The organism is Nostoc sp. DedQUE05, from assembly GCF_034530955.1.
Taxonomy (GTDB): Bacteria; Cyanobacteriota; Cyanobacteriia; order Cyanobacteriales; family Nostocaceae; genus Nostoc.
In genome coordinates this window covers 24,955-50,119 of sequence record NZ_JAVRCB010000053.1, presented here as the reverse complement: position 1 = coordinate 50,119, position 25,165 = coordinate 24,955, and the positions used below count along the sequence as shown (strand labels likewise).

The following is a 25,165-nucleotide window of genomic DNA, read 5'->3' as shown; positions in this document are numbered from 1 at the left end:
ATCCCCCCTTATAAAGGGGGAAAAAAGAAATCCAGTTCCCTCCCCTTTGCAAGTTGGTTTTGTAGCTTGCGTGCCAATTTTATTGGATTTACGACGGGGGGAAAAAAGAAATCCAGTTCCCTCCCCTTGGCAAGGGGAGGGTTAGGGTGGGGTAAAATCCTGGCTAATCAGCTATTTCAGACTTGTGTGTACACCGTAGATTTCTGGGGGGAATTAAGTAGAAATGGGTTAGGGTTAGAGAAAGTTTTGATTAAGCCTGTAATACCTTAAACCACTTATTCAAAACTGTGCTGATGGTTTTCTTAATCTGATGGTTGCGGCTCCATTTTTGGAATGCCATTTCATACTCATCACCTTTGATTTGAAAGGTATTCCAGACATCAAGCGCTACAGGCAATCCGCAGAATAGTAAAATGTACAGCGACCAAGAAATTCCGCCACCAGTAATTAAATCAAGCAGTATAAAAAAGCCATTGGAAATTGCATATTTGCTTAAACGCTTCTGAAATCTTCTGATGCGGTAAGCGTCAAAAGCTTTTCGTTGTTGAACTTGGCCCTGTTGTAATACCCAATCGCGCTCTGCTAATTTTAAAGACTCAGGTGAAATTTCTAACTCAGCAGCAATTTCTAATATATGCTCATAAGAAAATTCTGTGTCTTTATCATCTGCTTGACGAGCGATCGCTAAGTGCAGAATTTGTTGGACATCTTCTTGGCTATACGAGCGGATGCTTTGAGGTTCAAACGCCGTCATAATTTTTTCTCTTATATTACTTTTAATAGAAATTTGCTGCCCGATAGATTTTAAGCAGCTACGCTAGTACTATTTCCATTATTCTTAGATTAACAAATCTAGATGCTGTCCGGCATTGAATGTATGGGATTTTTAACTTTGGGCATAGGGTGAATGTCACTAAGAAAACGTGAAACCTCGTGTTTGGCAGGGTGTTGGGGGTAGGGTGTTGGGTGTAGTGTTTAAGACAATTAACCTTTAGTTGCGTCAAGGAGTTCAACATTTTCTTGATTCCCTACACCCTACACCCTACCCCCCACACCCTCTCATCCGGTTATATCAGGGGTTTGTGCTTAACAAGCGTGCCATTCGGGCATAGGGTAAAAAGGCAGAGGGGCAGGGGGCAGGGGGGAAAAATTTACTGCATCTGCCCACTCTCCACCAATATAGAGACTCTCCAAACATCCAAGATATTATCAAATGCAGCAGAGCATAATTAATAACGAAATAACAAGCATTAACAAGGATGTAACTCAATGGTTGAAGAAAATGGATCGATTCGTACCCTATCGGTTGATATTGGCGGTAGTGGTGTTAAGGCTATGGTTTTGGATATTACGGGGCATCCTGTAACAGAAAGAGCGCGTTTAGATACACCGCAACCTGCGACACCGGAGGTTGTAATTAATGCAATTGTAGTTTTAGCCGCCGCTCAAGGTGAATTTCATCGCGTTTCGGTCGGTTTTCCTGGTGTGGTGCGCTGTGGAGTCACAGAAACAGCGGTAAACTTACATCCAGATTGGATCGGATTTGATTTGGAAAAAGCATTATTAAAACACTTAAACAAGCCTGTACGGGTGATTAATGATGCAGACATGCAGGGATTTGGTGCGATCGCTGGTAAAGGTGTCGAATTGGTGATTACTCTGGGTACGGGGTTTGGTTCGGCTTTATTTGTAGATGGTAAGCTGGTACCAAATATGGAAATGGGGCATCACCCGTTTCGCAAAGGAGAGACTTTTGAGGAGCAGTTGGGGCGTGCAGAGTTAGAAAAAATTGGTGAGAAAAGATGGAATAGGCGTTTAGAAAAAGCGATCGCATCCTTGCAACATCTGTTTAATTATGACTACCTTTACATTGGCGGTGGTGAAGCGGTGAGAGTGAATTTACAGCTGCCGTTAAATGTCAAACTCATCCCCAATATCACTGGTTTATTAGGCGGTATTGCTTTGTGGCGAGATGAAAAAAGGTAAAAAGTTTTTCAATATCTACAACTTAGAGTACTAAGCGATATCTAAGGGCGGCCTACGCCTACACGCTGTTTATTCAAGTAAAATAAACTAAAATGAATGAAATTGGCCTGATGATGACGGGCGTGTTAACAATAAGACAAGCATCTGGAACCAATTTGCCACAGCAGCAATTATTTCAGATGGAAAATGACGTAAACCAGTCAAAACAGAGTCAGTTAGAGATAGCTGCTAAAGTTACGCCACCTGAATTTATGCAGACAGATGAGATTTCCCAGGCTTCTCTCTCAACGCTAAAACTAGAAAAAGAACACATACTTCAAAAAATTAGCAAAAAGAATCTGGGACTAATTTCTTCTAACTTCGGTAAACCTAAGAAATCTTTTCAGTATGGAGGTAAAATCCGTACAAAGGCTACAGGACGGTTTCAGAAGTTTAGTAGCCAACCCCTACCGACTCTTTATTTCGGTAGTTCTGGTATTGCTGTCAGAGCCTTACAACAGTTATTAGTGTCTAACGGTTATGCTGTGAGAGTAGATGGGATTTTTGGCGCACTAACAGAGACTGCTGTCAAAGCGTTTCAAAACCAGCAAAATTTAGGTGTGGATGGAGTAGTTGGTCAACGAACTTGGAGTGCGTTGACAATTTAGTCATTTGTCCTTGGTCATTTGTCTTTAGCTAATAACAAATGACAAGTGACAAATGACAAATGACAAATGACGAATTATCGGTACTGATGCTGTTCTAATAGCTGTTGCGCTCTTGGCTTGTAAATTAAATAGAACAAAGCCTCAATATAGCGCAATAAATCTTCCCGATTTTCCATAGAGGTAAAGTTCCAGAAGCCATAAATCCGTGCTAATGATAACAGCTTGCTAGTGTGAATTTTCCAAGTATAGGTGCTGTAAACTCGGTCAATTCCTCGCTGAGAAATTTCACTCCAATAGTTAGGATTTTGTTCGCATTTAGTGATGAAGTCCACAATTTTGGTGGCTGTCTCTTCTAAATTCGTTGGGTTAATCAAAAAGCCATTCACCTTATCTTGAATAATCTCTAATGGCCCGCCAAACTGTGTGGCAAGAGTTGGCAATCCTGAAACCATCGCCTCTAAAATTGTTAAACCAAAAGCTTCAAATAAAGCCGGTTGAACAAAAATTCCCTGACGATCGGCAATGACTCGGTAAATTTCACCGGAATCAGTTTTGGAGAGGCGTACACCCAACCAACGAATTTTACCGTGCAGATTATACTGGTCAATTATTTGGTAGAGTTTGATAATTTCGCTGCGTTCTTCGTTGTCATCTGATTCTTCGACGCGTAACTTACCCGCTACTAAAATTAAGTTGCAATGCTCTTGTAAATCTTTACTTTGACCATAACATTCAGCCAAACCTGTGAGGTTTTTGATGTGGTCAAGACGCGCCATTGAGAAGAGAGGGCGCTTGTTAGGATCGTCTAGTTTACCAAAGATTTGCGTGGAATCTTCCAGAGTAAAGAGCATTTCTGCAAGGCGTTGGCGATCGCTCTCTACTCGGTCTTTAATCCGCGTGTAAGGGAAGTAATTATTTTCATTTACTCCAGGCGGTACAACATTAAATTTGGGACTAAATAATTCAATGCCATTGGTAACATGATACAACTCCGGCATGGTGAAGCACTTATATGACTCGTATTGTCCCACACTATCCGGTGTTCCGACAATTTCCTGGTAGGTGCTGCTAATCACAAAATTGGCAGCATTCATGGCAATCAAGTCAGCTGTGAATTGCAATGAAAAGTGATATTTATCTTCTAATTCTTGCCAGTAGAGGTTACTGAACAAGTATTTAGATTTCTCCAAAGCATGGGCAACATTGCATTGAGTAACTTTCAGCCGTCGCGCCAGCAAGAATGCTACTAAATTTCCATCAGTATAGTTTCCAACTATTAAGTCAGGTGTGCCGTGAAATTCTGCCCGTAGTTCTCTTTCGGAATCAATGGCGAAAGTTTCTAGATAAGGCCAAAACTCAAACCGGGAAATCCAATTTTGAGTCATGTTAGGATTAAATTCCCGTAAAGGCACTCGCAAAATCCAGGCATTTTCGCTACCGTGAACTTTTTCTAGCCGTTGATTACAAAGGGTGCCATCACTATTGGGAATCAAGCGGGTGAGAATAATTACCTTTGGCTCGACATTCAATTTCTCTAAACCCGCAAGCAGGACATCTTCTTGTAACTGCTTCTCTAGGCTTTTTGCCTGGTCAAGGACGTAAACTACCTGACCGCCGGTATCGGGACGCCCTAAAACTCCCTCTTGCCCAAACCAACCGTGAGCTGACACCAAGACGATTCTAAAAATCATCGGGACACGAGAAATGAATGCTTCTAGGGTCTGAGGATCGGCAGAATCAATTAATTCATCGAGAATACTTAAAGTTTCCCGCACTCGCGCTGCGGTGTTACCCCAACCTGGCTCAAAACCCATTGACTGCAATTGGAAGCGGAATTGTTCGTAGGGTTCATCTTCGGGGCGGTTATCAACAAAACCGATCGCTTTCTTAACTTGCTCGGAAAGTTGCTGCTGTGATTGAATGCGATCGTTGAGTAGCAGTTGCACACCGTTGTAGTGGTGCAGGCGCAAGAAATTCAATAAGCTGTCGAGCAATTGTTTGGAATCTTGAAATATTTTGCTGGATAGATAGCGGTTGAGAAATTGTACTCCTTTACCAATATTTTTGGGGTCGCGGATGATTGGGGTGTAGTCATAAAACGGGCCGAAGTCCAATTCTAGCAGGTCGCCTTCATTGGGATGATATTTGTTTACCAAGCGATCGCGCAGATCCAACAAATCCTGCACCGTCATCGGCTGAATGCTTAAGTCTGATGTCAGCCAGTAAACTTCTTGGCTGGCAATCTTAGAACGGATGATGAAACAGAAGTTTGAGTCCTCTTGAATTATTTCCTGAGTATAGTAAATGAGTTTTCCCAACTCAGAAGAAGTGTAAAAAGTCTCAGGTTTCTGAGACTTGGAGCAATACTCACTATATACATTCAGTATGTCGTTCCGTAGTAAGTACTTCTTTTCTTTTTGGCGTAATTCACTAAGAAAAGAACGTAAATCACTTCTTTCTTCACTATCTAAGACTGCTTGAAGCAATTCAGACATAGCAACTCCACTAAATGACGATGTTTGCATTGTTAACTTTCTAGGCAAGACAAATAAGCCTCCACCTTTTGTTAGACATATATAAACACGAAACAACACAGATAAATTATATTTACCTGTGTACATACAAGTATCAACTTTTTAGCAGACACTTAAAGCGTGTTCTTCTTTACCTAAAGTATCTATGACTCAGTATTTTTGGATCTCACTAAAGGAATACAATTTTTATTTCTTTTGATAGAGGTTACTAAATAACTGCATAATAATATTTGGGGCACAAATTATCGCACCCTCAATTGCTTAATGTAATCTATACTATATCATTTATTTGCGTATATTTTGATTATCAGCACATCTAGAAGGAAAAGATTTAACTAAGTAAGTTGGCACAATAAAACCAAACTGTGTGAAGAAAAATAAATAAAGCTCAAACCCTTTTTCTTCTTGCTCCTTGCTCCCTGCCCTCTGCTTTATCCCAACGATAATTATTTACGCCGACCTAGTTATCAAGCTCTATAAGACTTTTAAATCAATATTTTTTAATTATTTCAGAGTGCTAATATTCATTGTTATAGTGCGTATAAATAATTTATTCTGCAACTTTCAGTATTAGCGATATTGTGCTAATTTTGAGAATAAGTAATTGTGCCGCTATTATCTCTTTGTCAAAAAAATCTAGAATAATTTAGAATAATTAGTATATTTATTCATCAAATATTCTTCTGATTTTTTAACTATTTTAAATTTTGAATTCAGAGTTCAGAATTCTATTGTAAGTCTGCATTTCGACGACGATCGCCACCAAAGTTTCTGGATCGATGGGTTTGGCGATATGACGTTGAAATCCGGCGGCGATCGCTTGCTGCCGATCGAGTTCTCCGGCATAAGCTGTTAAAGCAATAGCGGGAATTTGTCCCCCTTGCTCAAGCCCAAGGGTACGAATTTGTCGGATCAGCATATAGCCATCCATCTCTGGCATCCCAATGTCACTGATGATGATGTTGGGAATGGATTGGGCGATCGCTTGCAGCGCCTCAGTCCCAGATGCAACAGCAGTGACGATCGCCCCATCTTGTTCTAAAACAAAAGCGATGAAGTCTCGCGAGTCCGTTTCATCATCGACGACTAAAATCTGAATGCCGTTCAAATCACCCTCCTGAACGGGCGATCGCTCTAAGGTTGGTGCTTGAGTTAACTGAGGTGCAAGTGGAATTTTAACCGTAAATGTCGCTCCTAGCCCAACACCTGGACTTTCTGCTGTTACGGTTCCACCGTGCATTTCCACAATTTGGCGCACAATCGCCAATCCCAACCCTAGTCCGCCGAATTTGCGGGTGGTTGCACTATCTTCTTGCCGGAAATGCTCAAACACGTAGGGCAAAAAGTCGCCACTAATTCCTTTTCCAGTATCGGTGATTTGAATTTGGGCGCGATTTTCAGCTTGAGATAGGGCAATCGTGACTTGTCCCCCATTATGTGTAAACTTAACGGCATTCGACAGCAGATTCCACACGACTTGTTGCAATCGCCCTGCATCCCCGACTACCACGCCCAGAACGGGCGAGACGATGGTCTGAATTTGGATTGACTTGGCTTCAGCGGCTAACCGAACTGTTTCCAGCGCGGCCCAAATCACTGTATTGAGGTCAATGGGTGAGGTTGATAAGCTCATTTTGCCGCGCAAAATCCGGGAAATGTCCAGCAAGTCATCAATGAGTTGCACTTGAAGCTGGGCGTTGCGCTCAATCGTGGCGATCGCAGCATTCGTTTTTTGGGCATCTAGCTTTCCTTGCTGCAACAGTTTTGACCATCCCAGAATTGGATTCATCGGCGTTCTCAGTTCATGGGAAAGAACTGCCAAGAACTCATCTTTAATGCGATTACTTCGATCTAACGCTTCGGCTCGTGCCTGTAGCTCTGCAATTAGACGCGATCGCTCTAAGGCAACAGCTAGTTGATTGGCTACTGTTTGCATGAGGTCGAGTTCGTCGGGCGTAAAGCGATCGCGTTGACGAGTTCCCAGGCCCAGAGTGCCTAAGACGCGCTCGCCCACGATTAACGGATGACTAGCATAAGCTCTGATACCGCTTGAATGATGAACTGGAATAGGAAGTCGATCGGTGGTTGAGAGGGCATTTTCAATGATAGCTGGCTGGCGATGTTGCACCGCATAACCACATACACCCTGCCCTAACTCCAAAAATTTAGCGGATAAAGCAATGTCTTCTGAGATACCGCCATAGGTATTAAGTTCAAGGCGTTGCTGGTCTTCTTGAAACAAGTAATTAAAATAAACTTCCAGTCCCAAATAAGTCGAAATTTTTTCAAATAAACTGGCTAAAAATACCTTGGGATCTTCGTTGAGCAACAGATCGTTGGCAACTTCTGAAAGCAGCTTCAGCCGTTCGTTGCTTGCTTTCAAAGTTGCTTCAATTTGCTTGCGATCGGTAATATCGTTAAACAATATCGCTACTTTTCGGCTCTGTGGCTGCCCAATGGGAAACGCATATACGTCAAACCAACGGTGCAGCGCTTCGGCGCGATTCTCAAAGCGATGGGGTTGCCCTGTTAGGACAATTTTACCGTAAATTTCAAACCAATGCTCTTCATGATTTGGAGTTAACTCGCGCATCCTTTTGCCTTGTGCGTCGTTGAGTCCCGTTTGTTTCTCGAACGCCGGATTTATTTCCAAAAAGCGATAATCGATGGGCTTACTGTTTGGATCAAATAGCACTTCAATTACACAAAAGCCTTCGTCAATGGATTCAAACAAAGTTCGATAGCGTTCCTCAGATTGGCGCAAAGCGGATTCGGCTTGTTTGCGTTCGGTGATGTCTGCTAATGCTCCAGGAAAAGCAATCGGTCTGCCATCAGCAGCATATTCAACTCGACCGCGTGCGGCAAGCCAGCGCTCCTCGCCTCTTGCCGTATAAACGCGGTACTCACTAAAATATTCTTCCCCGGTTACAATCGCCTGGTTAATTGCAGCGACCGTTTGTGGGCGGTCTTCTTCGTGCATTGCTTGGACAAACAGTTCAATCGGCAAACCTGTTGTTGCTTCCACAGGGTCAACGCCAAACAAGTGAGCAAAGGCTGCATTCACGATTACTAGATTCTCAGAAATCTTCCACCGCCATGTGTAAATGGCTCCTGCTGCTAAAGCGGACTCCAATTGCACGTGGGTTTCCCGTAAGTCAGCTTCGGCTTGTTTGCGATCGCTAATATCGATGGAAATCCCGATCATGCGTTCCGGATTTCCCGCCTCGTCGTCAATTATATGCCCCCGAACCAGCGCCCAGTGCGTGCTGCCATCATCCCAAACAGTGCGATACTCCACCTCATAATTGCTGCTGTTGGTAATCGAATCTAGAATTGCCGCCTGCACCCAAGTCCGATCTTCTGGATGAATCCGCTCCATTAGAACTTTGTGCGAGAAATCAGCATTAATCGGCAGACCATAGTTGACTTTGCACTGGTCAGAAGTAGACAGAACATTGGTCTTAATATCAAGTTGCCAAGAGCCGAGTTTGCTCGTCTCCAGAGCAAGTTTAAGCTGCTGTTCGCTGGCTTGCAGTGTCTGAGCCGCTTGTTTGCGGATATCGATCAGTTTTAAAGTTGACTCAACACGAGCCAGTAGTTCGCGAGCCGAAAACGGTTTGATTAAATAATCATCGGCTCCCGCTGCCAGCCCTTCTACACGAGCCTCTTCACCCGCCCGCGCTGACAGCAAAATCACGGGCAATTCTCTGGTTTGGGGGTCAGCCCGCAGTTGATGTAGCAACTCATACCCACCCAGCCCCGGCATCATCACATCACTGAGAATCAAATCCGGGTGCTGTACCTGGATTGCAGCCAAAGCCGCCATTCCATCAGCGACTGCCTCAACCTCATACCGTTGACTCAATAATCGCCGCATATAATCGCGCATATCGGCGTTGTCATCTGCCAGAAGGATACGGGCAGAAGCAGTAGAGGGGAAAAACACTCTATTAAAACTACCTTCTTTCTCTGTATCTCCTCTGCCCCCCTGCCCCCCTGCCCCCCTGCTCCTCTGCCCCCCTGCTTCTTCCAAAAGCCAGCGCGAAGCTTCTTCAAGGTATGGCGTGGCGCTGAGTGTGTTTGATGCCACAGTCCCAGGGGCATTTAACCGTTCTTGTGGTAAATGCGCGCACCCAGTTGGAATCGAAACTGTAAATCGGCTACCCTGTCCTAAGACGCTGGTAACGCTGATAGAACCGCCATGCAACTTCACCAGTTCTTGCACGAGCGATAAGCCAATTCCAGAGCCTTCAAAACTTCGTCCCTGTAACCCTTTGACTTGATAAAACCGTTCAAACAGATGCGAAATTTCAGTTTCTGGAATGCCACTTCCAGTATCTTCAACGATTAAATTAACAGTATTGCGATCGCGCTGCAATCGAACGGTAATGGTTCCCGTCAACGTAAACTTAAAGGCATTCGATAATAAATTAAATACAATTTTCTCCCACATTTGGCGATCGATATAGATTGCCTCTGGCAAGGTCGGACAGTCGATCGCGAACTCCAGACCAGCCTGTTTCATGAGCGAGCAAAACATACTAGCTAGCTCTGTTGTGAATGCGGCTAAGTCAATTGGTTGATATGATGCTTGCATTCGCCCCGCTTCCAGCCGCGAAAAATCAAGCAGCGTGTTGACTAATTTCAGCAACCGGAGTCCGCTTCGCTGCACGAGTTCAAGGCGATCGCGCTGTTGGGGCACTAATGGGGTTTGAGTGTCGAATAACAAGTCTTCGAGGGGACTCAACATCAGTGTTAAAGGCGTGCGAAACTCGTGGGAGATATTGCTGAAAAAAACGGTTTTGGCGCGATCGAGTTCTGACAATGCCTCATTCGCCGCTTGCAGTTGTTCGTTGACCTCTCGTAACTCCTGCACTCTAGTATAAATTTCCATCTCCATTTGGTCGGTGCGAGTCTGGAGTGATTTATTCAACTGACGCTGTTCGTTTCGCTGCTGCTGCACCCGCATAAATTCGGTGACATCTTCGGCTCGATGAATAATGTGCGTCATTTCACCATTTTCATCAAAAACTGGCGAGTTGGTTGGTATCCAGTACCGCTCCTCAAAGCCACCGCCTTCTGATTCCGGGCGGCGAATGTCATACTTCTGCACTGCCATTGTCTGAGGCTGGCGATACTTGAGTACGTTTTCTAACGAGGCACGTAAATTCCGAACTCCAGTAGCATTTGGATCGTCGGGATTATCCGGAAAAACCTCGAATAAATGGCGACCAACGACCTCTTCTCGTTTGGTCTTGGTCGCCCGAAAGTAAGCATCACTTCCGGCGACAATCACTAAGTCGAGTGAGTAGACGATATACAATCCTGGTATTGATTCAAACAATGTTTGAAAATTCAGCATCCCTTCTTTTGAGCAGTATTAACTTCTTGGCTTAAAAAGCTATTAAAACAAACAGCAGTCCAATTAAAGGGTGCTGCAAAGCCTAAATTTATAGCTTCAACAGTCCAGAGCTTGGGTTTAAGAGGACAGAGGTTTGCAGAAGCAGAATTACGATGAAATCGAGGCACTCACTATATAGTAAAAGAATAAAATAATTAAAAGTGATATTACTTGCCTCGATCGCATCAGCCCAAAAGGATATAAGGCATTGCATACCTAATTTTAATTTAGCAAGTAATTTTGCTTATATACATAAACTTATTTAATAAGATAATCTAATGAATTATTATAGACTTGCAATCCTTGCAAGTCTATAAACTTATGAGATGACAATTGTTGGTAAAGTGATGCTTATGATTGTTCGCACCATACAACACACCTTTAATAGGAGTATAGCTATAAATATGAAATTATGTAGGGCGAACGATGGGACTCGAACCCACGAATGGTGGTACCACAAACCACTGCCTTAACCACTTGGCTACGCTCGCCATTCAACAATTTGAATTATAGCAACAATTTGGCAAGCGATCAAGAGTTTTTCTTCAAGGAACGGACTTAGTTGATTTAGAGTCTCCAGAATCTAACAATTACAATGAATTTTACTTGGCAAATATGAAACCATTGACCATCATCGCGTATACTGGAGCAGCAGTAGGACTTGCCGCCTTGGGTGTGACAATGGCGAAAACCAATCCCAGTCAAGTTGAATATGAAGAATATGCAGTTCAACGGCTGACAAAATACTTAAAAACCGATGTATGTAATAAAACTACGAATATTCTTGAAAATTTAATCCGTTTTAATTGCGATAAGTTAGTTGACTCGGCTAACCCACAAATCCAAGAAATTATTGCCAAGACCACAGAAAGGCAAGATTTCGTGATTTTTAGCATTTACCGTACAGATTTAAAAATAAACTCTTGGATACCTTCGTACAAATTTGAAACGGTAGGAGCTTTCGATCAATTTTATACTTACACTGCCGAAGAACAATAAGAGAAGGAGTAGGGGAGAATATAAAAGTGGTTAAGAATACTTCTATTTAATAATTAATAATAGTTTCAATAATTACCAGAGTACTTATTATCCCCGGCTTAATCTTAAATAAAAATAGTAACTAAGAATTCAATTACCGATGTCATCTGCCTATCTACTACTATCTCACGGAAGCCGCGACCCGCGCCCAGAAATTGCTATGCAACAACTAGCTAGGCTGGTGTGTCACAAATTGTCAAAAAACCATAACTCAGTAAATAGCGAACATTTAGTTGGCATCGCTGCTTTAGAAATGAATCCTCAGCCTTTACACGAGCAGATTCAAGAATTTGCTAAAAGCGCTTTTGGCGATTGCCCACTGTCTCAAAATGAAAATCGTCTCAAAATTGTACCGCTATTTCTACTGCCGGGAGTCCATGTGATGACAGATATTCCTGCCGAAGTAGCACTCGCCCAACAGGCTGCTGGTCAAGATATCATCATTGAATTGCAACCATATTTAGGCTCTCACCCTAATTTAGAGAAATTGCTGGCAAAACAAATAGCTGCTATGAAAGCAGAAGCATGGATTCTCTTAGCTCATGGTAGCCGTCGCCCAGGTTCTAAAGAAACTGTGGAAGCAATAGCGGCGAGTTTGCCAGCCGTGGCTGCTTATTGGGCTGGGCCTCCTAGTTTAGAATCACGGGTGAAAGAATTGGTGGATGCTGGTTATCGGGAAATTGCAATTTTGCCATACTTTTTATTCGCTGGTGGAATAACCGATGCGATCGCCACCTCAATAGAGGAACTAAAATTACAATTTTCTGCGGTGAATTTCCAATTGGCAGAGCCACTGGGAGCAAGTGCAGAATTAGCCGAGCTAATTTGGGATTTAATAGATAGATGAACCGCACAATGACACAAAGAAACAAGTATTTAGGAAAGGTTTATTTAGTCGGTGCAGGGCCAGGAGATCCAGGACTAATTACCTTGAAGGCAAAAGGTTTGTTGGAATGTGCAGATGTAGTCATCTACGATGCCTTGGTGAGTCCGGCAATTTTGGCAATGATTAATCCCCAAGCCGAGCAAATTAATGCTGGTAAACGTGCTGGGAGACATTCGTTGTTGCAGTCAGAAACAACTCAATTGCTGATTGATAAAGCGCAGGATAGTGCAATTGTAGTGCGGCTCAAGGGTGGCGATCCCTTTATCTTTGGTCGCGGTGGCGAAGAGATGGAAGAATTAGTCAAAGCTGGAATATCAACGGAAGTTGTGCCAGGTATCACTTCGGGAATTGCAGCAGCAGCTTATGCAGGTATTCCTTTGACGCATCGGCTATATAGTTCATCGGTGACATTTGTAACTGGTCATGAAGCAGCGGGTAAGTATAGACCGCAAGTAAATTGGAGTGCGATCGCTCACGGTTCCGAAACCATTGTAATTTATATGGGAATTCACAATCTGCCTTATATTGTGGAAGAATTAATTACGGCTGGGTTGAATTTAGAAACACCGATTGCTTTGGTGCGCTGGGGTACGCGCCCAGAACAAGAAGAATTAATTGGGACATTAGAAACAATAGTCACACAGGTAGAGCAAACTGGATTTGGTGCGCCTGCGATCGCAGTTATTGGACAAGTAGTAAAGATGCACAGTATTTTATCTGGCTGTCGTCCAGTTTGATAGTTGGCGCAAAGCTTATTGTTTCGTATTCTCCGATAACTTTAGTGTACGATCGATAAGGTTGTTCGGTTCTGGTGGGAGTCAGCTACCAGAGGTAACGGGGAAAGTTCGGTGCAAATCCGGCACTGTCCCGCAACTGTGAACCAATTTGAGATTAAAGAAAATCTCAAGTTGAGTGAGTCAGGATGCCCGCCGAAATCGATTTATTAGTTTCACATATCTGCGAGGTACAGATGACTACTACTGTAAATATTTCCCCAACTAATCCTTTGGATGTTGCTGAACATAATTTATTTGTTTGCAAAACCTGTGCCAGTGTTTGGCAAAATGGAAAACGCTTAGGTGAAAGTGGTGGAGAAAAACTTTTACACCAACTTCAGCAGCTGGCACAAGATTGGGAGTTACGAGATCGATTCCCAATTCAAGAAGTTGAATGTATGAGTGCTTGTAATCGTTCTTGTGTAGTCGCCTTTAGTGCCAAAGGCAAATTAACATATTTATTTGGTGATTTAGCTGTTGATGGTAGTGCCTCTGCGGTACTGGAATGTGCTAGCCAATACTATGCTAAAGCAGATGGTTTACTGCCTTGGTCAGAGCGTCCAGAAGCAATGAAAAAGGGGATTTTAGCAAAGATTCCACCGTTATCTATCTAAATGATGCGCGTTTTGATTTTGGGTGGGACGAGTGATGCAGCAGAACTAGCTGCCAAAGTTACGGCTATCCAAGGATTAGAAGTAATCACCTCTCTAGCTGGACGCACCCGTGAACCGTCAGTACCGTTGGGCGATTTACGGGTTGGAGGCTTCGGAGGTGTGGCTGGATTGGCTAGCTATCTGCGAGTCATGCAAATCGACTTATTAATTGATGCAACCCATCCTTTTGCGACTCAAATTTCTTTCAATGCGGCAGATGCGGCAACAGAAGTTGGAGTACCCCGTCTGATGTTAATCCGTCCGCCTTGGGAAAAAGAAAGTGGCGATCGCTGGATTGAAGTTGATAGTGTTGCAGCCGCAGCAACAACCCTGCAAAATCAGGCACAGCGAGTATTTTTGACAGTTGGTAGGCAAGAACTGGCCGCTTTTGCTCATTTGGAGAAAATTTGGTTTTTGATGCGGATGATTGACCCTCCTGGCGAAGATGCTTTAGTACCGCCGGGGATGGTATTGTGCGATCGCGGCCCTTTTACCCTCAATAATGAGAGACAAATTCTAATTGAGAATAACATTGATACCATCGTCAGTAAAAATAGCGGTGGCGATGCCACAAAGCCCAAGATTATTGCCGCGCGAGAACTAGGGGTGAAGGTTGTAATGGTAAATCGTCCAGCGATACCGCCAGGGGAGCAGGTTAGTAATGTTGATGCTGCTTTGGTATGGTTATTAGATCGCTGCTAAGTAAATAGCCAAGATTGATAATACGATCTTTCCTAATTTCCGTATAATACACGGGAACGATCGCAGTAACGACTTCCATGAAAAATCTAGCTCTATCTGCCATAGCCCTCGCCACCACATCTGGATTAGTTTTCGGGACAATGCCAGCAGCTTCTGCTTTAAGTTGGAATTGGAATTATTCTGGTACTGGCATTGTGGCAAATGGTACTTTCACTACTAATGACACCCCTAACGATTTGGGTTCTTACTTGATTACTGGAATTACTGGTACGCGAAATGGTGAAACAATTACTGGTTTGCAACCCGCCGGGACTCCAATACCAGGAAACGAACCTTTTAATGTTGATAATTTAATTAGTCTTAATACTCAGCAGTTAACAGGTGATGGTTTTGGGTATTCCACTTCGGGAGGAAACTATTCTAGTCCATTCTTCGCGAGTTTTTTGCCGACACCAGGTTATTTAGAGGTATTTTCTGCGCCGCCACTCATACCAGGTTTTGAAAATTTAGGATTAGAAGATAGTGAGTTACCTATTAGTTTTTCTGCAACCATAGTCACTGTTTCTGAACCTACTTCTATCCTTAGCCTGCTCATTCTAGGTACTCTTGTTGGCGCACTTTCATTACTCAAAGGCCACAATCTATCCAAAATTACTCAGAAGAAGCTCGAAAAAGTTTCCTAAAACCATTAATAACAATTCAAAATTGTACCTTTACAGGGATCTTGCTACGCGTTTAGATGGCGGGCAAGATGCCCACCCCACAATATTGGATAATTTTTTCTTGGAGTTCCCTTAACAATACAAGCCGACGCATTAACAATACAAGCCGATGTATTAACAATGCAAGGTATAGTCAAATTTAATTCGCGATGAATTAATGAAATGCTCTACTAAGTGTTGACGTTCGGTCTTAAACCCTTTATTTTGCAATAAAACTTGCGATCGCTCTATAGGCTCTTGGAGACATACAGATTAAAGTAATATAGCAACGGTGGTATCATTGCATCCAAATGATACCGTAATTTTGTCTAGATATAGAATTCTATCGCCCTGTTGACGATAGATTATTTCTAAAAGGAGTTTGCTGCAATGTCCACAACACCAACTACTCGATTAATTTTAGAGACTTTACTTCCCCATCTCAAGGTAGCAGCAGCCTATGCCCATTTTCTACAACCAAAAATTGCTGCACTTCCCGCTAAAGAAGAAGCAAATAACTTTTTTAGTGCTGCACTTACTGATGCAGATGTGGCTATTCAAAATCTAGTAGAAGTAGTATTACTAGGAACTTTTCCAGATATTCGCTTTTATGGTGAAGAATATGAAAGTTCTAATAATACCAAATATTTTCGCGCTATCGAACTCGGTTCAGAAGGTGATTACTTAGTAACACTTGACCCGATTGATGGTACGAAGTTTTATATGGATGGACATTCTAATTACCAAATTATTCTCAGTATTCTAAATGCGGATGACTTTGAAGCAGTAATTGCCATTTCTCCTGCCCAAAACGTTTATTTTTACGCCCTTCGAGGTGAAGGTGCTTTTAAAGGCACGCTAGACATGAACTTAGAAGCCTGTGCCCCATTAGATATAAGATCCGCCAAACCTGCTATTTTATTGGGATGGGGTATGAATGCGATCGCACCCTTACTAAAAAATCGATATCAAGTAATCGATATAGCGACTGATTACTCTAGTGATATTCAAATTCCCAATCTTAATGGTATTCTCAGTGGTGACTTGAGTGGAGCAATCATCAAGTCGGGCAAATTTCTTGATAGTGCTGCACTTGCTTTTATTGCAAAAGAGGCTGGCTGGATTGTAACTACTGTGGACGGTTCAACTTTACCGCCATTGCATACTTGTCAAAACTATAGTATGCCTGGATTGATCGTAGCTGCCTCAAAATCTGTTCATCAAGATTTATTAGAAGCAATGCAAAGCGTAACTGCTTGAGGGTTAATCAATATCGATTTGGAGATGATTTTTCGTGGTTGTTTATTTCAAGTCTTATAGAGCCGTAACATTTACAGCAGCCGGCCCTTTTGAACCATCTTAAATCTCAATTTCAACATTTTGACCCTCAGCTAGTAGCGGTGTAATGAAGCCAAATCCTTTGGACTCATTAAACCTTTTTACTTTTCCTTTAATGAGAGCGCCGCCTACAATTGCCGCTACTTCCAAATCATCAAGTTCCTCAATTTCTGATGCTTGCAAATTTTTAATTTCTATTGTTTTCATATTTACTAATCTTAATATCAGTTCAATAATAGGCTAACAACAAGCAATAAGAAAATCAACAAAAACAGTAAAATATCCTACCTTTCCCACTTTTCCTACATTGTATGGCCTATCCCCACACACAATTATCATTATCACAAAAACTATTTTGAGTATTTTAATTGATTGACAAAAGGTGCTTTATCTTAACCTTTCACTGATGGGTACTGTTATATTCACAGGTTAATGTTGAAGGTAAGCTAGTCCAAGGTATTCGTTCGGTCTAGATCGCAAACGACTGGATACCGTCTTCCACAACTTAATATTTCTTTTGACAAAATGAAAATCTGTATTGTTGGCGCAGGTGCGATTGGTGGATATTTAGGGGCGAAATTGGCACTGGCAGGTGAAGAGGTGACATTAATCGCGCGTGGTTCTCATTTGGAGGCAATTCAAAAAAATGGGCTGAAGTTGTTTATGGCAGATGGTTCTAGCCAAATTGCTACTCCATTTCTGGCAACTAGCGATATTCAGTCAGCTGGGCCACAGGATGTAGTAATTTTAACTGTGAAGGCTCACAGTGTTCCGGCGATCGCACCTTTTCTCCCGGCACTCTACGATGCTCACACGATGGTGGTGACAGCCCAAAATGGCGTTCCTTGGTGGTACTTTCGTCAGCATGGCGGTGAATATGAAGGTACGCGAATTCAATCTGTCGATCCAGATGGGATTATTGAAACTAGTATCGGTGCTGAACGCGCTATTGGTTGTGTGGTTTACCCGGCAACTGAGATAATTGAACCAGGTGTAATTAAACATATTGAAGGCGATCGCTTTACTCTGGGTGAAATCGACGGCACTAAAACCGAACGCATCCAATTATTAGCACAAACTTTAAAACAAGCAGGATTTAAAGCCCCAATCCGCAATCAAATTCGCACGGAAATTTGGATCAAGTTGTGGGGAAATGTGGCATTTAATCCGATCAGTGCCTTAACTGGTGCGACTCTAGAGGATATTTGCCGCTATCCCCTCACCCGCGAACTAGCGCGGCAAATGATGAGTGAAACTCAAGCGATCGCCGAAAACTTAGGTATAAAGTTTGGTATCACTTTAGAACAGCGAATTAATGGCGCAGAAAACGTTGGTGCCCATAAAACCTCAATGCTACAAGATATTGAAGCCGGACGCGCTACGGAGATAGATGCGATCGTTGGCGCAGTTGCAGAATTGGGAAAACTTACTCAAATTCCCACACCTCATATTGATGCAATTTATGCCAGCGTTAAGTTGCTGGAGGCGACTAAAGTCAGAATTTGACAGTCCCAAAGTTTTCATGGGATTAAGGGACTTCCAAGTAATAAAATATCACAATATTTCTTGTGGGATGGGCATCTTGCCCGTCCTGTGAATTGGGCGCTCATGTTGCCCACCCTACAAGATTGAATAATTTATTTATTAGAGTTCCCTAAGCAGAGACTTTACTATGCATTAATTAAGGCTTGCAAGTCGATGCAATGGCATAACAAGCCGATGCAATGGCATAACAAGTCGATGTAATGGCATAACAAGCCGATGCAATGGCATAACAAGTCGATGCAATGGCATAACAAGCCGATGTAATGGCATAACAAGCCGATGCAATGGCATAACAAGTCGATGTAATGGCATAACAAGCCGATGCAATGGCATAACAAGCCGATGCATTGGCATAACAAGTCGATGTAATGGCATAACAAGTCGATGCAATGGCATAATATCATGTTTGCCAAATTACCCATAATAAAAGAACCCCACCCCCAACCCCTCCCCGCTCTTCGGGAGGGGAGACAAAGCACAGCTTTGGCGGGGTGGGGTTCTTCGGGTTTAATAAGCAATCAAGCGGACATGATATCACAGGTATTATTTGCTCGATTGATGTAGCAGTTTAAGTACGGAATATTTTATGAAGAAAAAAAAAGGATGGCTATTGACGATACTGGTTGTAGCAGCAGTAGGAATCAGCATCATCATCGGACATAGTAATTCTCTAAAAGCTGCTTCACCTTTAGGGAAAGACACGCTAACGATGATTACTTCCCCAGATTATCCTCCTTATGAGTTTTATGATACGAAAGGAGGCGATCGCCAAATTGTTGGCTTTGATATAGATATTGCCAAAACCCTGGCTGAAAAACTAGGGTTTAAACTTCAAATAATGGAATCTGATTTTAATGGATTAATCCCTGCAATCCAAGCAAATCGCGCTGATTTTGTCATGGCTGGCATGACTCCGACTCCAGAACGTCAAAAAAACATTGATTTTTCAATTATTTATTACGAAGCCAAAGATACGATTGTCGCTCCTAAAGGTAGCAATCTCAAGCAACCCCAAGACTTATCACAGAAAAAAGTTGGGGTGCAACTAGGAACGATACAAGAACAAAATGCCCAAAAAATTGCGAAAAAAGTTGCGGGTATTCAGCTAAAGCAACTCAATAAAGTGCCGGAAGTAGTTCAAGAAATCAAATCTGGGCGAATTGATGCCGCAATTGTTGAAGATACCGTCGCTAAAGGATTTGCCCAAGCTAACCCAGATTTAGAATTTAATACTATTCCCTCAGAGGAAGCAAGTGGATCGGCGATCGCTTTTCCCAAAAGTTCTTCTTTTGTAGAACCGTTTAACAAAGTCCTGCAACAAATGAAGGACGATGGCACATTGGCTAAACTTGTCACCAAATGGTTTTCACAGAATACCGCCGCCAATTCTGCATCTTCAACTCCTGCCAAAGGCGGATTGAATCTCGACTTCACCAGAATTCTTCCTGACATTCCCTTTATTCTGCGGGGAATCCCGTTAACTTTGTTGTTTACCCTATTATCTGTAACCTTGGGGTTAATCTGGGGAACAATCCTGTCTCTGTTAAAAATTCTCGGCATCAAGCCGCTTACCTGGGTTGCTAACGCCTACACCTCTGTTTTTCGAGGTACACCTTTGTTATTACAGTTGGCGTTGGTTTACTACGCAACACCACAGCTTACAGGCTATGACATTTCTGCATTAGAGGCTGGGGTGCTAACTTTTACTTTGAATTCTGGCGCTTATATGTCGGAAACCATCAGAGGTGGGATTCAAGCGGTGGATAAAGGACAAAGTGAAGCGGCGATGTCTATGGGTGTTCCCTATTGGTTGATGATGTGGGATGTGATTTTGCCGCAAGCTTTGAAGAACATTCTCCCAGCATTGGTAAATGAAACTATCGGATTGCTCAAAGATTCCGCGCTGGTGTCAACGATTGGGGTAGTGGAAATATTACGCAGCGCCCAAATCGTTGGTGCAAACAAATATATTTATTTTGAACCACTGTTATTTGCAGGGTTAATCTACTATGTTTTGGTAATGGGTATGACCTTGGGTGCATCCGCTTTAGAAAGGAGGTTACGAGAAAGTGAGTAATGTAATCATTCGCACGGAATTCTTATCTAAATCCTTTGGCAAACTCGACGTACTCAAAGATATTTCCACTGAGTTTTACCAAGGGGAAGTGGTTGCCATATTAGGCCCTTCTGGTTCGGGTAAGTCTACCTTTCTGCGATGCATAAACTTGCTAGAACAACCCACCAGAGGGAGAATCTACTTTCACGACCAAGAAATTACCAAGCCTAAAGCAAACATTGCGAAAGTACGCCAGCATTTGGTAATGGTATTTCAACATTTTAATTTGTTTCCCCACATGAATGTGCTGGAAAATGTCACCTACGCGCCGATAAAGGTGAAAGGTGTTAACAAGCAAAAAGCAGCAGAACATGGCTTAGAATTGCTGAAAAAGGTAGGTTTAGAATCAAAAGTGTCTGTGTATCCATCCAAACTATCTGGGGGACAGAAACAGCGAGTAGCGATCGCCCGTGCATTAGCAATGGAACCAGAGATGATTTTGTTTGATGAACCCACCTCTGCTTTAGATCCCGAAATGGTCAAAGATGTGCTGGAAGTGATGAAAGGTTTAGCACTATCTGGAATGACAATGGCGATCGTTACTCATGAAATGGGCTTTGCCAAAGAAGTTGCCAATCGGATTATGTTCCTCGATCGGGGAAGTTTAGCAGAAGATACTACTCCTAGCGAGTTTTTTCAAAATCCTCAGTGCGATCGCGCCAAGCAGTTTTTGGAAAAAATGCTTTAGAACATCAGGAATTTGCCGCTTTCTTTATATTCTTGAAACTTTTCTAAAACAGGGCGATCGTTTGGCATTAACGTAGGTAAGTCAGCTAAATCAAAAAATTCCAGCGCCAGCGATTCTCCATCTAAGCAAGCGAGACTGCCTGACCATTCAACGGCTCGCAAAATTAAAATGAAATTTTGGACGCGATCGCCATTGGGATAAGTTACAGTTTCAAAGGCTGGATTGGAAGAAAACCCCACAGCTTCAAAACGCTTAACTGTTAAACCAGTTTCTTCAAAAACTTCTCGTGCTGAACATTCTTCGGCAGAGTCACCTACTTCTGGACAGCCACCAGGTAGCCCCCAAAGTTTGAAATCACTCCGCTTTTGCAACAAAACCCGCCCCAAATTATCCTCTATAATCACACGTGCGCCAAATAATAGAAGTAAGCGATCGCCTACAATTTGTCGTAACTTGCCGAGATAAGAATCTGACCAATTCGCCATAATCTGAGAGAAAGTTTGTAAAGAAACTCTAAAAGTAGCAAACAGCGATCTAAATCTACTTCAGTGTTTTCACGCCAGGGTAGTTAAGAATTTTGGCATCTGAAGTTAACAAAGGACAATCATAAAATCTGGCTGTAGCCACAATAAGTTGGTCAAATATGAGTATCAAGTACAATCATTGCAAAACTTCCCAGTCCTCCAAGGCTACGGGTTCTGTGGGGTCGTCATAACGGTATGGCTGTGTGTTGTGTAATAGATTTGGATTTGTCTCAAATTTGGGTTTTGGCGCTGCTTGGTGGTGTGAAGTTTTCGTTTCCAGAATAATCACTTCCACAGCATCTCCGGCATGAAAGGGTAAACCGCGTAGTGTCAAAGTTCCATCTTCAGTTAAAACGACTTCTATCTTGTGAGCGTTCATATTTCGACTCCAAAGGCAAATTTTCAGTCTTCACTAGAATTAGTGTAATTTTGTAACTTAGAGATAGTTTGTAAAGAAACTCTAAAAGTAGCAAATAGCGATCGCCTGAAAACAGGATAATGCAGCTGAACAGGTTAATCCTTCCCATTCAACCTAGAATTATGGCATCTCCACCGAAAATCCTCGCCTTTGCAGGCAGCACCCGGATAGATTCTTACAACAAAAAACTGGTAAAAATCGCCGCAGCTGGCGCTAAGGCAGCAGGCGCAGAAGTGACTTATATAGACCTCCGCGATTTGCCCTTACCTTTGTATGATGAAGACTTGGAAGCTCAAGAAGGACTACCAGCCAATGCCCGCACGTTTAAGGACTTGATGATTTCTCATCAAGGATTGCTGATTGCTTCGCCAGAATATAACAGTTCACTCACAGCAGTTTTGAAGAACGCCATTGACTGGGCATCCCGTCCATATCAAAATGAAGCACCTTTGGCTTTGACTGCTTTTGCAGGGAAGGTTGCTAGTATTATGAGCGCTTCCCCAGGCGCTCTTGGTGGTTTGCGGGGATTGGTTCACCTGCGATCTATTTTGGGAAACATCAAAGTTTTGGTACTTCCCGATCAAATAGCAGTACCCAAAGCTTATGAAGCCTTTGATGCTGATGGCACGTTAAAAGATCCGAAACAGCAACAATCTATTGAGCAGTTAGGCGATGGCTTAACAAAGATATTGCTGAAGCTTAACTAAATTCTTCAGGTGTTCAGTAAATAACGAACACCTATAGCAATCCGATTTGATTTCTGAATTAATCGTAGGGACTGGGGACTGGGAAGAAGGAATAAAGGTGTACTGAGTTTTTTTCACGCAATCAAATATGAGTCCTATATACAGTAGAATTCAGAATTCAGGAGTCAGAATTTAGAAGTAAAACAGGCTTTATACCTGGTTTTGATACTTAGTTTGTGTAGGTCACTAACTTGAAATTCGCTGTAAGTAAACAAATATGCCATACAGCTTGTTCATAAACGACTCGCACTGTTTCAATCCCTAATAGGGATTTTGATAAATTGCAATTCGATGATTTAGATAAAAGCTTTTCTTTGGTTTCTGTTTCAATCCCTAATAGGGATTTTGATAAATTGCAATATGTTTCTTTGAGAATAGATATTCTAAGTTTGGTTGTTTCAATCCCTAATAGGGATTTTGATAAATTGCAATTGGTCAGTCGATGGATGAGTTTAACAATCTTCTCCGTTTCAATCCCTAATAGGGATTTTGATAAATTGCAATTCCCATTCACTAATTATCTACCAGAGAAAAATATGTTTCAATCCCTAATAGGGATTTTGATAAATTGCAATTCTTTGAATGCAAAAACCTTTGAAGGTAGTTTTGATGTTTCAATCCCTAATAGGGATTTTGATAAATTGCAATTTTGCAAGGAGACTTGGGCATATTTTCAAGTCCGATTGTTTCAATCCCTAATAGGGATTTTGATAAATTGCAATGTACTAGGTAGCTCCACGAAGTCAGGCGCACCTGTTGTTTCAATCCCTAATAGGGATTTTGATAAATTGCAATTATTCAATTCATAAATCATAGGAATTCTATTTAGAGTTTCAATCCCTAATAGGGATTTTGATAAATTGCAATAGCGGGAGCCTGAAAGCCAAGCTGTATTTAGTTTTCAAGGTGCGGTTGCGCGATTATCGAGCAATCATAGCATTAGAGAATTCGTTTGGAAAGAGCGCCAGGAAAATTTAAAGGCTGAAATCGTATTTTGATAAGCATTTTGGGGATTGCGCGGATGAGGATTAGGCGACTAATGGCTTCAAAGCCTTGCTGGAGTTGGGATAGAAGCATTTTTTTTGGCTGTGAAATTTTTACACCTACCCTTCCGCGCATTTGAGATGCAGAAACCTAGCTAGAAGGAGACTCAGCAAAGAAAATTGTTTCGTCTCGTGGCTGTTCTCCACCAATGCGTTCGACTTTTCGCTGACAACAGCCACAGAGAAAATAAAAACGAACGCTGTCAGTGTCGGGTTTAATCAATTTGGCTAAACGCGATCGCAGTTTAGCATACTGAGTCAGAGTGATATCGCACTCAAACACACTCAGTTGCATCCATTGTCCATAGGACTTAAGAATCGAATGGATTTTAGTACGACGCTTATCTTCTGGAATGTCGTAGCTGACAACAATATACATAGAAGTGGAGGAGTTATTTGAGAATTAAAGGGGGATATTTATCGATTTCGTTCATGAGGTACTTACTTAATAACCTCGCTTGAATTTCAAAGGATTCTTGGTAGGTGCATTTGTTTCCCAAAACTGGATGTTTAAAACTCGATAGTTTCTTTTGTTGATAAGCGCGAAGAAATGTATGCAATCCTTCTTTGGTTAAAGACACAGCACCACTGAGCGGTTCGGTGGTAAAGTCAGTTAGGGTGAGCGATCGCTTGTTAATCAGCGACAACACTACAGCATCCACTATTAAAGGACGAAATTCTTCCATTAAATCCAAGGCTAGGGAAGGTCTACCATAACGTTCAACGTGTAAGTATCCTAGATAAGGATCGAAGCCGACAATATTTAAAGCACTTTGCACGTCATGACGTAGCAATGAATACCCAAAACTCAGTAGGGCGTTAACCGGATCGGTTGGTGGGCGGCGGCGTCTGGCTTCAAAGCGGAATTCTGAGGTTTTGATTAGCTGTTGAAAACAACCGAAATAGGCTGCACTACCAGCACCTTCTAAGCCTCTGAGGGAATCAATATTGTTAGTGTTTTCGATTGGTGCGATCGCGTTTTCCAATCGAGTAATATTATTATTCAGGTCAAGATCGGGATGTTCTCGCTGAGTGCGAAGTAAGCTATGGCGGTAATTTTTTAATTTACCTCGCACAAATCCTCTAACTAAATGTATTGCTGGTTCTGATTCTCCCACAGCTTGCCATTGGGCTTTACGAACAAAAATATTTTTAGTCGCTTCTGGTTCTAAACGCCCTAAATATCGTCCGTTTTGTGTAAGAAATGTTAAACAAATGTGACGTTCTAAAAGTTCACTAACGACGGCGGGAGAAATAGTAGCTCGTCCTAGTACTACAATTCCCTCTAGTTTAATTAAAGGAATATCCATGATAGTTTTTTGTTCGGCTTTGACGGTGAGACGTTCGTCAACTTTACCGATAAAAGCATCGGCTTGTGTTACGTAAAGTGTTCCCATGATTTCATCCTTAATTAATTGAAAAT

General features: G+C 42.3%; 20 protein-coding genes, 1 tRNA gene, 2 pseudogenes, 1 CRISPR repeat array and 1 riboswitch. Of the genes and pseudogenes, 13 read left to right on the top strand and 10 right to left on the bottom strand.

Translation table 11 applies throughout. From position 1 onward, the window contains the following. Positions 1 to 250: 250 nt before the first annotated feature. Positions 251 to 754, bottom strand: a complete 504-nt coding sequence (locus tag RMZ42_RS29605; protein ID WP_322674770.1) for a 2TM domain-containing protein — start codon at positions 752 to 754, stop codon at positions 251 to 253. 515 nt (positions 755 to 1,269) lie between these two features. Here RMZ42_RS29605 and RMZ42_RS29600 point away from each other — a divergent pair. Further along, positions 1,270 to 1,986, top strand: a complete 717-nt coding sequence (locus RMZ42_RS29600; protein WP_322674769.1) for an ROK family protein — start codon at positions 1,270 to 1,272, stop codon at positions 1,984 to 1,986. A gap of 92 nt (positions 1,987 to 2,078) precedes the next feature. Then, positions 2,079 to 2,633, top strand: a complete 555-nt coding sequence (locus RMZ42_RS29595) for a peptidoglycan-binding domain-containing protein (protein ID WP_322674768.1) — start codon at positions 2,079 to 2,081, stop codon at positions 2,631 to 2,633. A 74-nt stretch (positions 2,634 to 2,707) separates the two neighbouring features. Here RMZ42_RS29595 and RMZ42_RS29590 read toward each other — a convergent pair whose 3' ends face one another. The 3 genes from RMZ42_RS29590 to RMZ42_RS29580 all read right to left on the bottom strand — a co-directional run bounded on the left by RMZ42_RS29590 (position 2,708) and on the right by RMZ42_RS29580 (position 11,059). Continuing rightward, the gene (locus RMZ42_RS29590; protein ID WP_322674782.1) at positions 2,708 to 5,128 is read right to left on the bottom strand and encodes a sucrose synthase; all 2,421 of its coding nucleotides are present in this window, start codon (positions 5,126 to 5,128) and stop codon (positions 2,708 to 2,710) included. A 739-nt stretch (positions 5,129 to 5,867) separates the two neighbouring features. Next, positions 5,868 to 10,529 carry an ATP-binding protein gene (locus tag RMZ42_RS29585; RefSeq protein WP_322674767.1) on the bottom strand — a complete coding sequence of 1,554 codons (4,662 nt, stop codon included), beginning with the start codon at positions 10,527 to 10,529 and terminating at the stop codon, positions 5,868 to 5,870. Positions 10,530 to 10,986: 457 nt separating this feature from the next. Continuing rightward, positions 10,987 to 11,059, bottom strand: a tRNA-His gene (locus RMZ42_RS29580). Between the two features lie 124 nt (positions 11,060 to 11,183). Here RMZ42_RS29580 and RMZ42_RS29575 point away from each other — a divergent pair. The 7 genes from RMZ42_RS29575 (at position 11,184) to RMZ42_RS29545 (ending at position 16,584) form a co-directional block, all read left to right on the top strand. Then, the gene (locus RMZ42_RS29575; protein ID WP_322674766.1) at positions 11,184 to 11,567 is read left to right on the top strand and encodes a DUF4359 domain-containing protein; all 384 of its coding nucleotides are present in this window, start codon (positions 11,184 to 11,186) and stop codon (positions 11,565 to 11,567) included. Between the two features lie 139 nt (positions 11,568 to 11,706). Then, positions 11,707 to 12,453, top strand: coding sequence for a sirohydrochlorin chelatase (locus RMZ42_RS29570; protein WP_322674765.1), 747 nt, complete (start codon positions 11,707 to 11,709; stop codon positions 12,451 to 12,453). Further along, complete coding sequence (gene cobA / locus RMZ42_RS29565) at positions 12,450 to 13,229, top strand: uroporphyrinogen-III C-methyltransferase (RefSeq protein ID WP_322674764.1); 780 nt, start codon at positions 12,450 to 12,452, stop codon at positions 13,227 to 13,229. The genes RMZ42_RS29570 and cobA overlap by 4 nt, the downstream gene beginning before the upstream one ends. Positions 13,230 to 13,278: 49 nt before the next feature. Continuing rightward, a riboswitch (cobalamin riboswitch) is annotated at positions 13,279 to 13,441 on the top strand. A 21-nt stretch (positions 13,442 to 13,462) separates the two neighbouring features. Next, complete coding sequence (locus RMZ42_RS29560) at positions 13,463 to 13,882, top strand: DUF1636 domain-containing protein (protein ID WP_322674781.1); 420 nt, start codon at positions 13,463 to 13,465, stop codon at positions 13,880 to 13,882. 3 nt (positions 13,883 to 13,885) lie between these two features. Then, complete coding sequence (locus RMZ42_RS29555) at positions 13,886 to 14,623, top strand: cobalt-precorrin-6A reductase (RefSeq protein WP_322674780.1); 738 nt, start codon at positions 13,886 to 13,888, stop codon at positions 14,621 to 14,623. A gap of 77 nt (positions 14,624 to 14,700) precedes the next feature. After that, complete coding sequence (locus RMZ42_RS29550; protein WP_322674763.1) at positions 14,701 to 15,306, top strand: PEP-CTERM sorting domain-containing protein; 606 nt, start codon at positions 14,701 to 14,703, stop codon at positions 15,304 to 15,306. A 408-nt stretch (positions 15,307 to 15,714) separates the two neighbouring features. Beyond that, complete coding sequence (locus RMZ42_RS29545; protein WP_322674762.1) at positions 15,715 to 16,584, top strand: inositol monophosphatase family protein; 870 nt, start codon at positions 15,715 to 15,717, stop codon at positions 16,582 to 16,584. Between the two features lie 102 nt (positions 16,585 to 16,686). On the opposite strand, the pseudogene RMZ42_RS29540 reads toward RMZ42_RS29545, so the two are convergent. Continuing rightward, positions 16,687 to 16,779 (bottom strand): annotated as a pseudogene (locus RMZ42_RS29540) (cold-shock protein); the annotation flags it as partial. Between the two features lie 408 nt (positions 16,780 to 17,187). Between RMZ42_RS29540 and RMZ42_RS29535 the strand changes: the two are divergent. The 3 genes from RMZ42_RS29535 to RMZ42_RS29525 all read left to right on the top strand — a co-directional run bounded on the left by RMZ42_RS29535 (position 17,188) and on the right by RMZ42_RS29525 (position 21,011). After that, on the top strand, positions 17,188 to 18,168 hold the full coding sequence (locus RMZ42_RS29535; RefSeq protein WP_322674761.1) for a 2-dehydropantoate 2-reductase: 981 nt from the start codon (positions 17,188 to 17,190) through the stop codon (positions 18,166 to 18,168). 625 nt (positions 18,169 to 18,793) lie between these two features. After that, entirely contained in the window at positions 18,794 to 20,284 is a 1,491-nt protein-coding gene (locus RMZ42_RS29530; protein ID WP_322674760.1) for an ABC transporter permease subunit, read from the top strand. Next, positions 20,277 to 21,011: an amino acid ABC transporter ATP-binding protein gene (locus RMZ42_RS29525; RefSeq protein WP_322674759.1), complete on the top strand. Its 735-nt coding sequence runs from the start codon at positions 20,277 to 20,279 to the stop codon at positions 21,009 to 21,011. Before RMZ42_RS29530 ends, RMZ42_RS29525 begins: the two co-directional genes overlap by 8 nt. On the opposite strand, the gene RMZ42_RS29520 is transcribed toward RMZ42_RS29525, so the two are convergent. From RMZ42_RS29520 to RMZ42_RS29510, 3 genes and pseudogenes are all read right to left on the bottom strand, one after another. Then, entirely contained in the window at positions 21,008 to 21,496 is a 489-nt protein-coding gene (locus RMZ42_RS29520) for an NUDIX hydrolase (RefSeq protein ID WP_322666478.1), read from the bottom strand. The two genes, RMZ42_RS29525 and RMZ42_RS29520, sit on opposite strands and share 4 nt — an antisense overlap. A 55-nt stretch (positions 21,497 to 21,551) precedes the next feature. Further along, a pseudogene (locus RMZ42_RS29515) lies at positions 21,552 to 21,653 on the bottom strand (type II toxin-antitoxin system VapC family toxin); the annotation flags it as partial. 18 nt (positions 21,654 to 21,671) lie between these two features. After that, positions 21,672 to 21,914, bottom strand: a complete 243-nt coding sequence (locus tag RMZ42_RS29510) for a hypothetical protein (protein WP_322674758.1) — start codon at positions 21,912 to 21,914, stop codon at positions 21,672 to 21,674. A 161-nt stretch (positions 21,915 to 22,075) separates the two neighbouring features. Between RMZ42_RS29510 and RMZ42_RS29505 the strand changes: the two genes are divergently transcribed. After that, positions 22,076 to 22,660, top strand: a complete 585-nt coding sequence (locus RMZ42_RS29505; RefSeq protein WP_322674757.1) for an NAD(P)H-dependent oxidoreductase — start codon at positions 22,076 to 22,078, stop codon at positions 22,658 to 22,660. Between the two features lie 289 nt (positions 22,661 to 22,949). Continuing rightward, positions 22,950 to 23,566: direct repeats of the CRISPR family, unit length 38 nt; unit sequence TGTTTCAATCCCTAATAGGGATTTTGATAAATTGCAAT. A gap of 267 nt (positions 23,567 to 23,833) precedes the next feature. Here the strand turns inward: RMZ42_RS29505 and cas2 are convergent. Both cas2 and cas1d read right to left on the bottom strand, forming a co-directional pair. Further along, positions 23,834 to 24,121 carry a CRISPR-associated endonuclease Cas2 gene (gene cas2 / locus RMZ42_RS29500; RefSeq protein ID WP_322674756.1) on the bottom strand — a complete coding sequence of 96 codons (288 nt, stop codon included), beginning with the start codon at positions 24,119 to 24,121 and terminating at the stop codon, positions 23,834 to 23,836. A gap of 13 nt (positions 24,122 to 24,134) precedes the next feature. Further along, entirely contained in the window at positions 24,135 to 25,139 is a 1,005-nt protein-coding gene (cas1d, locus tag RMZ42_RS29495) for a type I-D CRISPR-associated endonuclease Cas1d (RefSeq protein ID WP_322674779.1), read from the bottom strand. Positions 25,140 to 25,165: the final 26 nt, after the last annotated feature.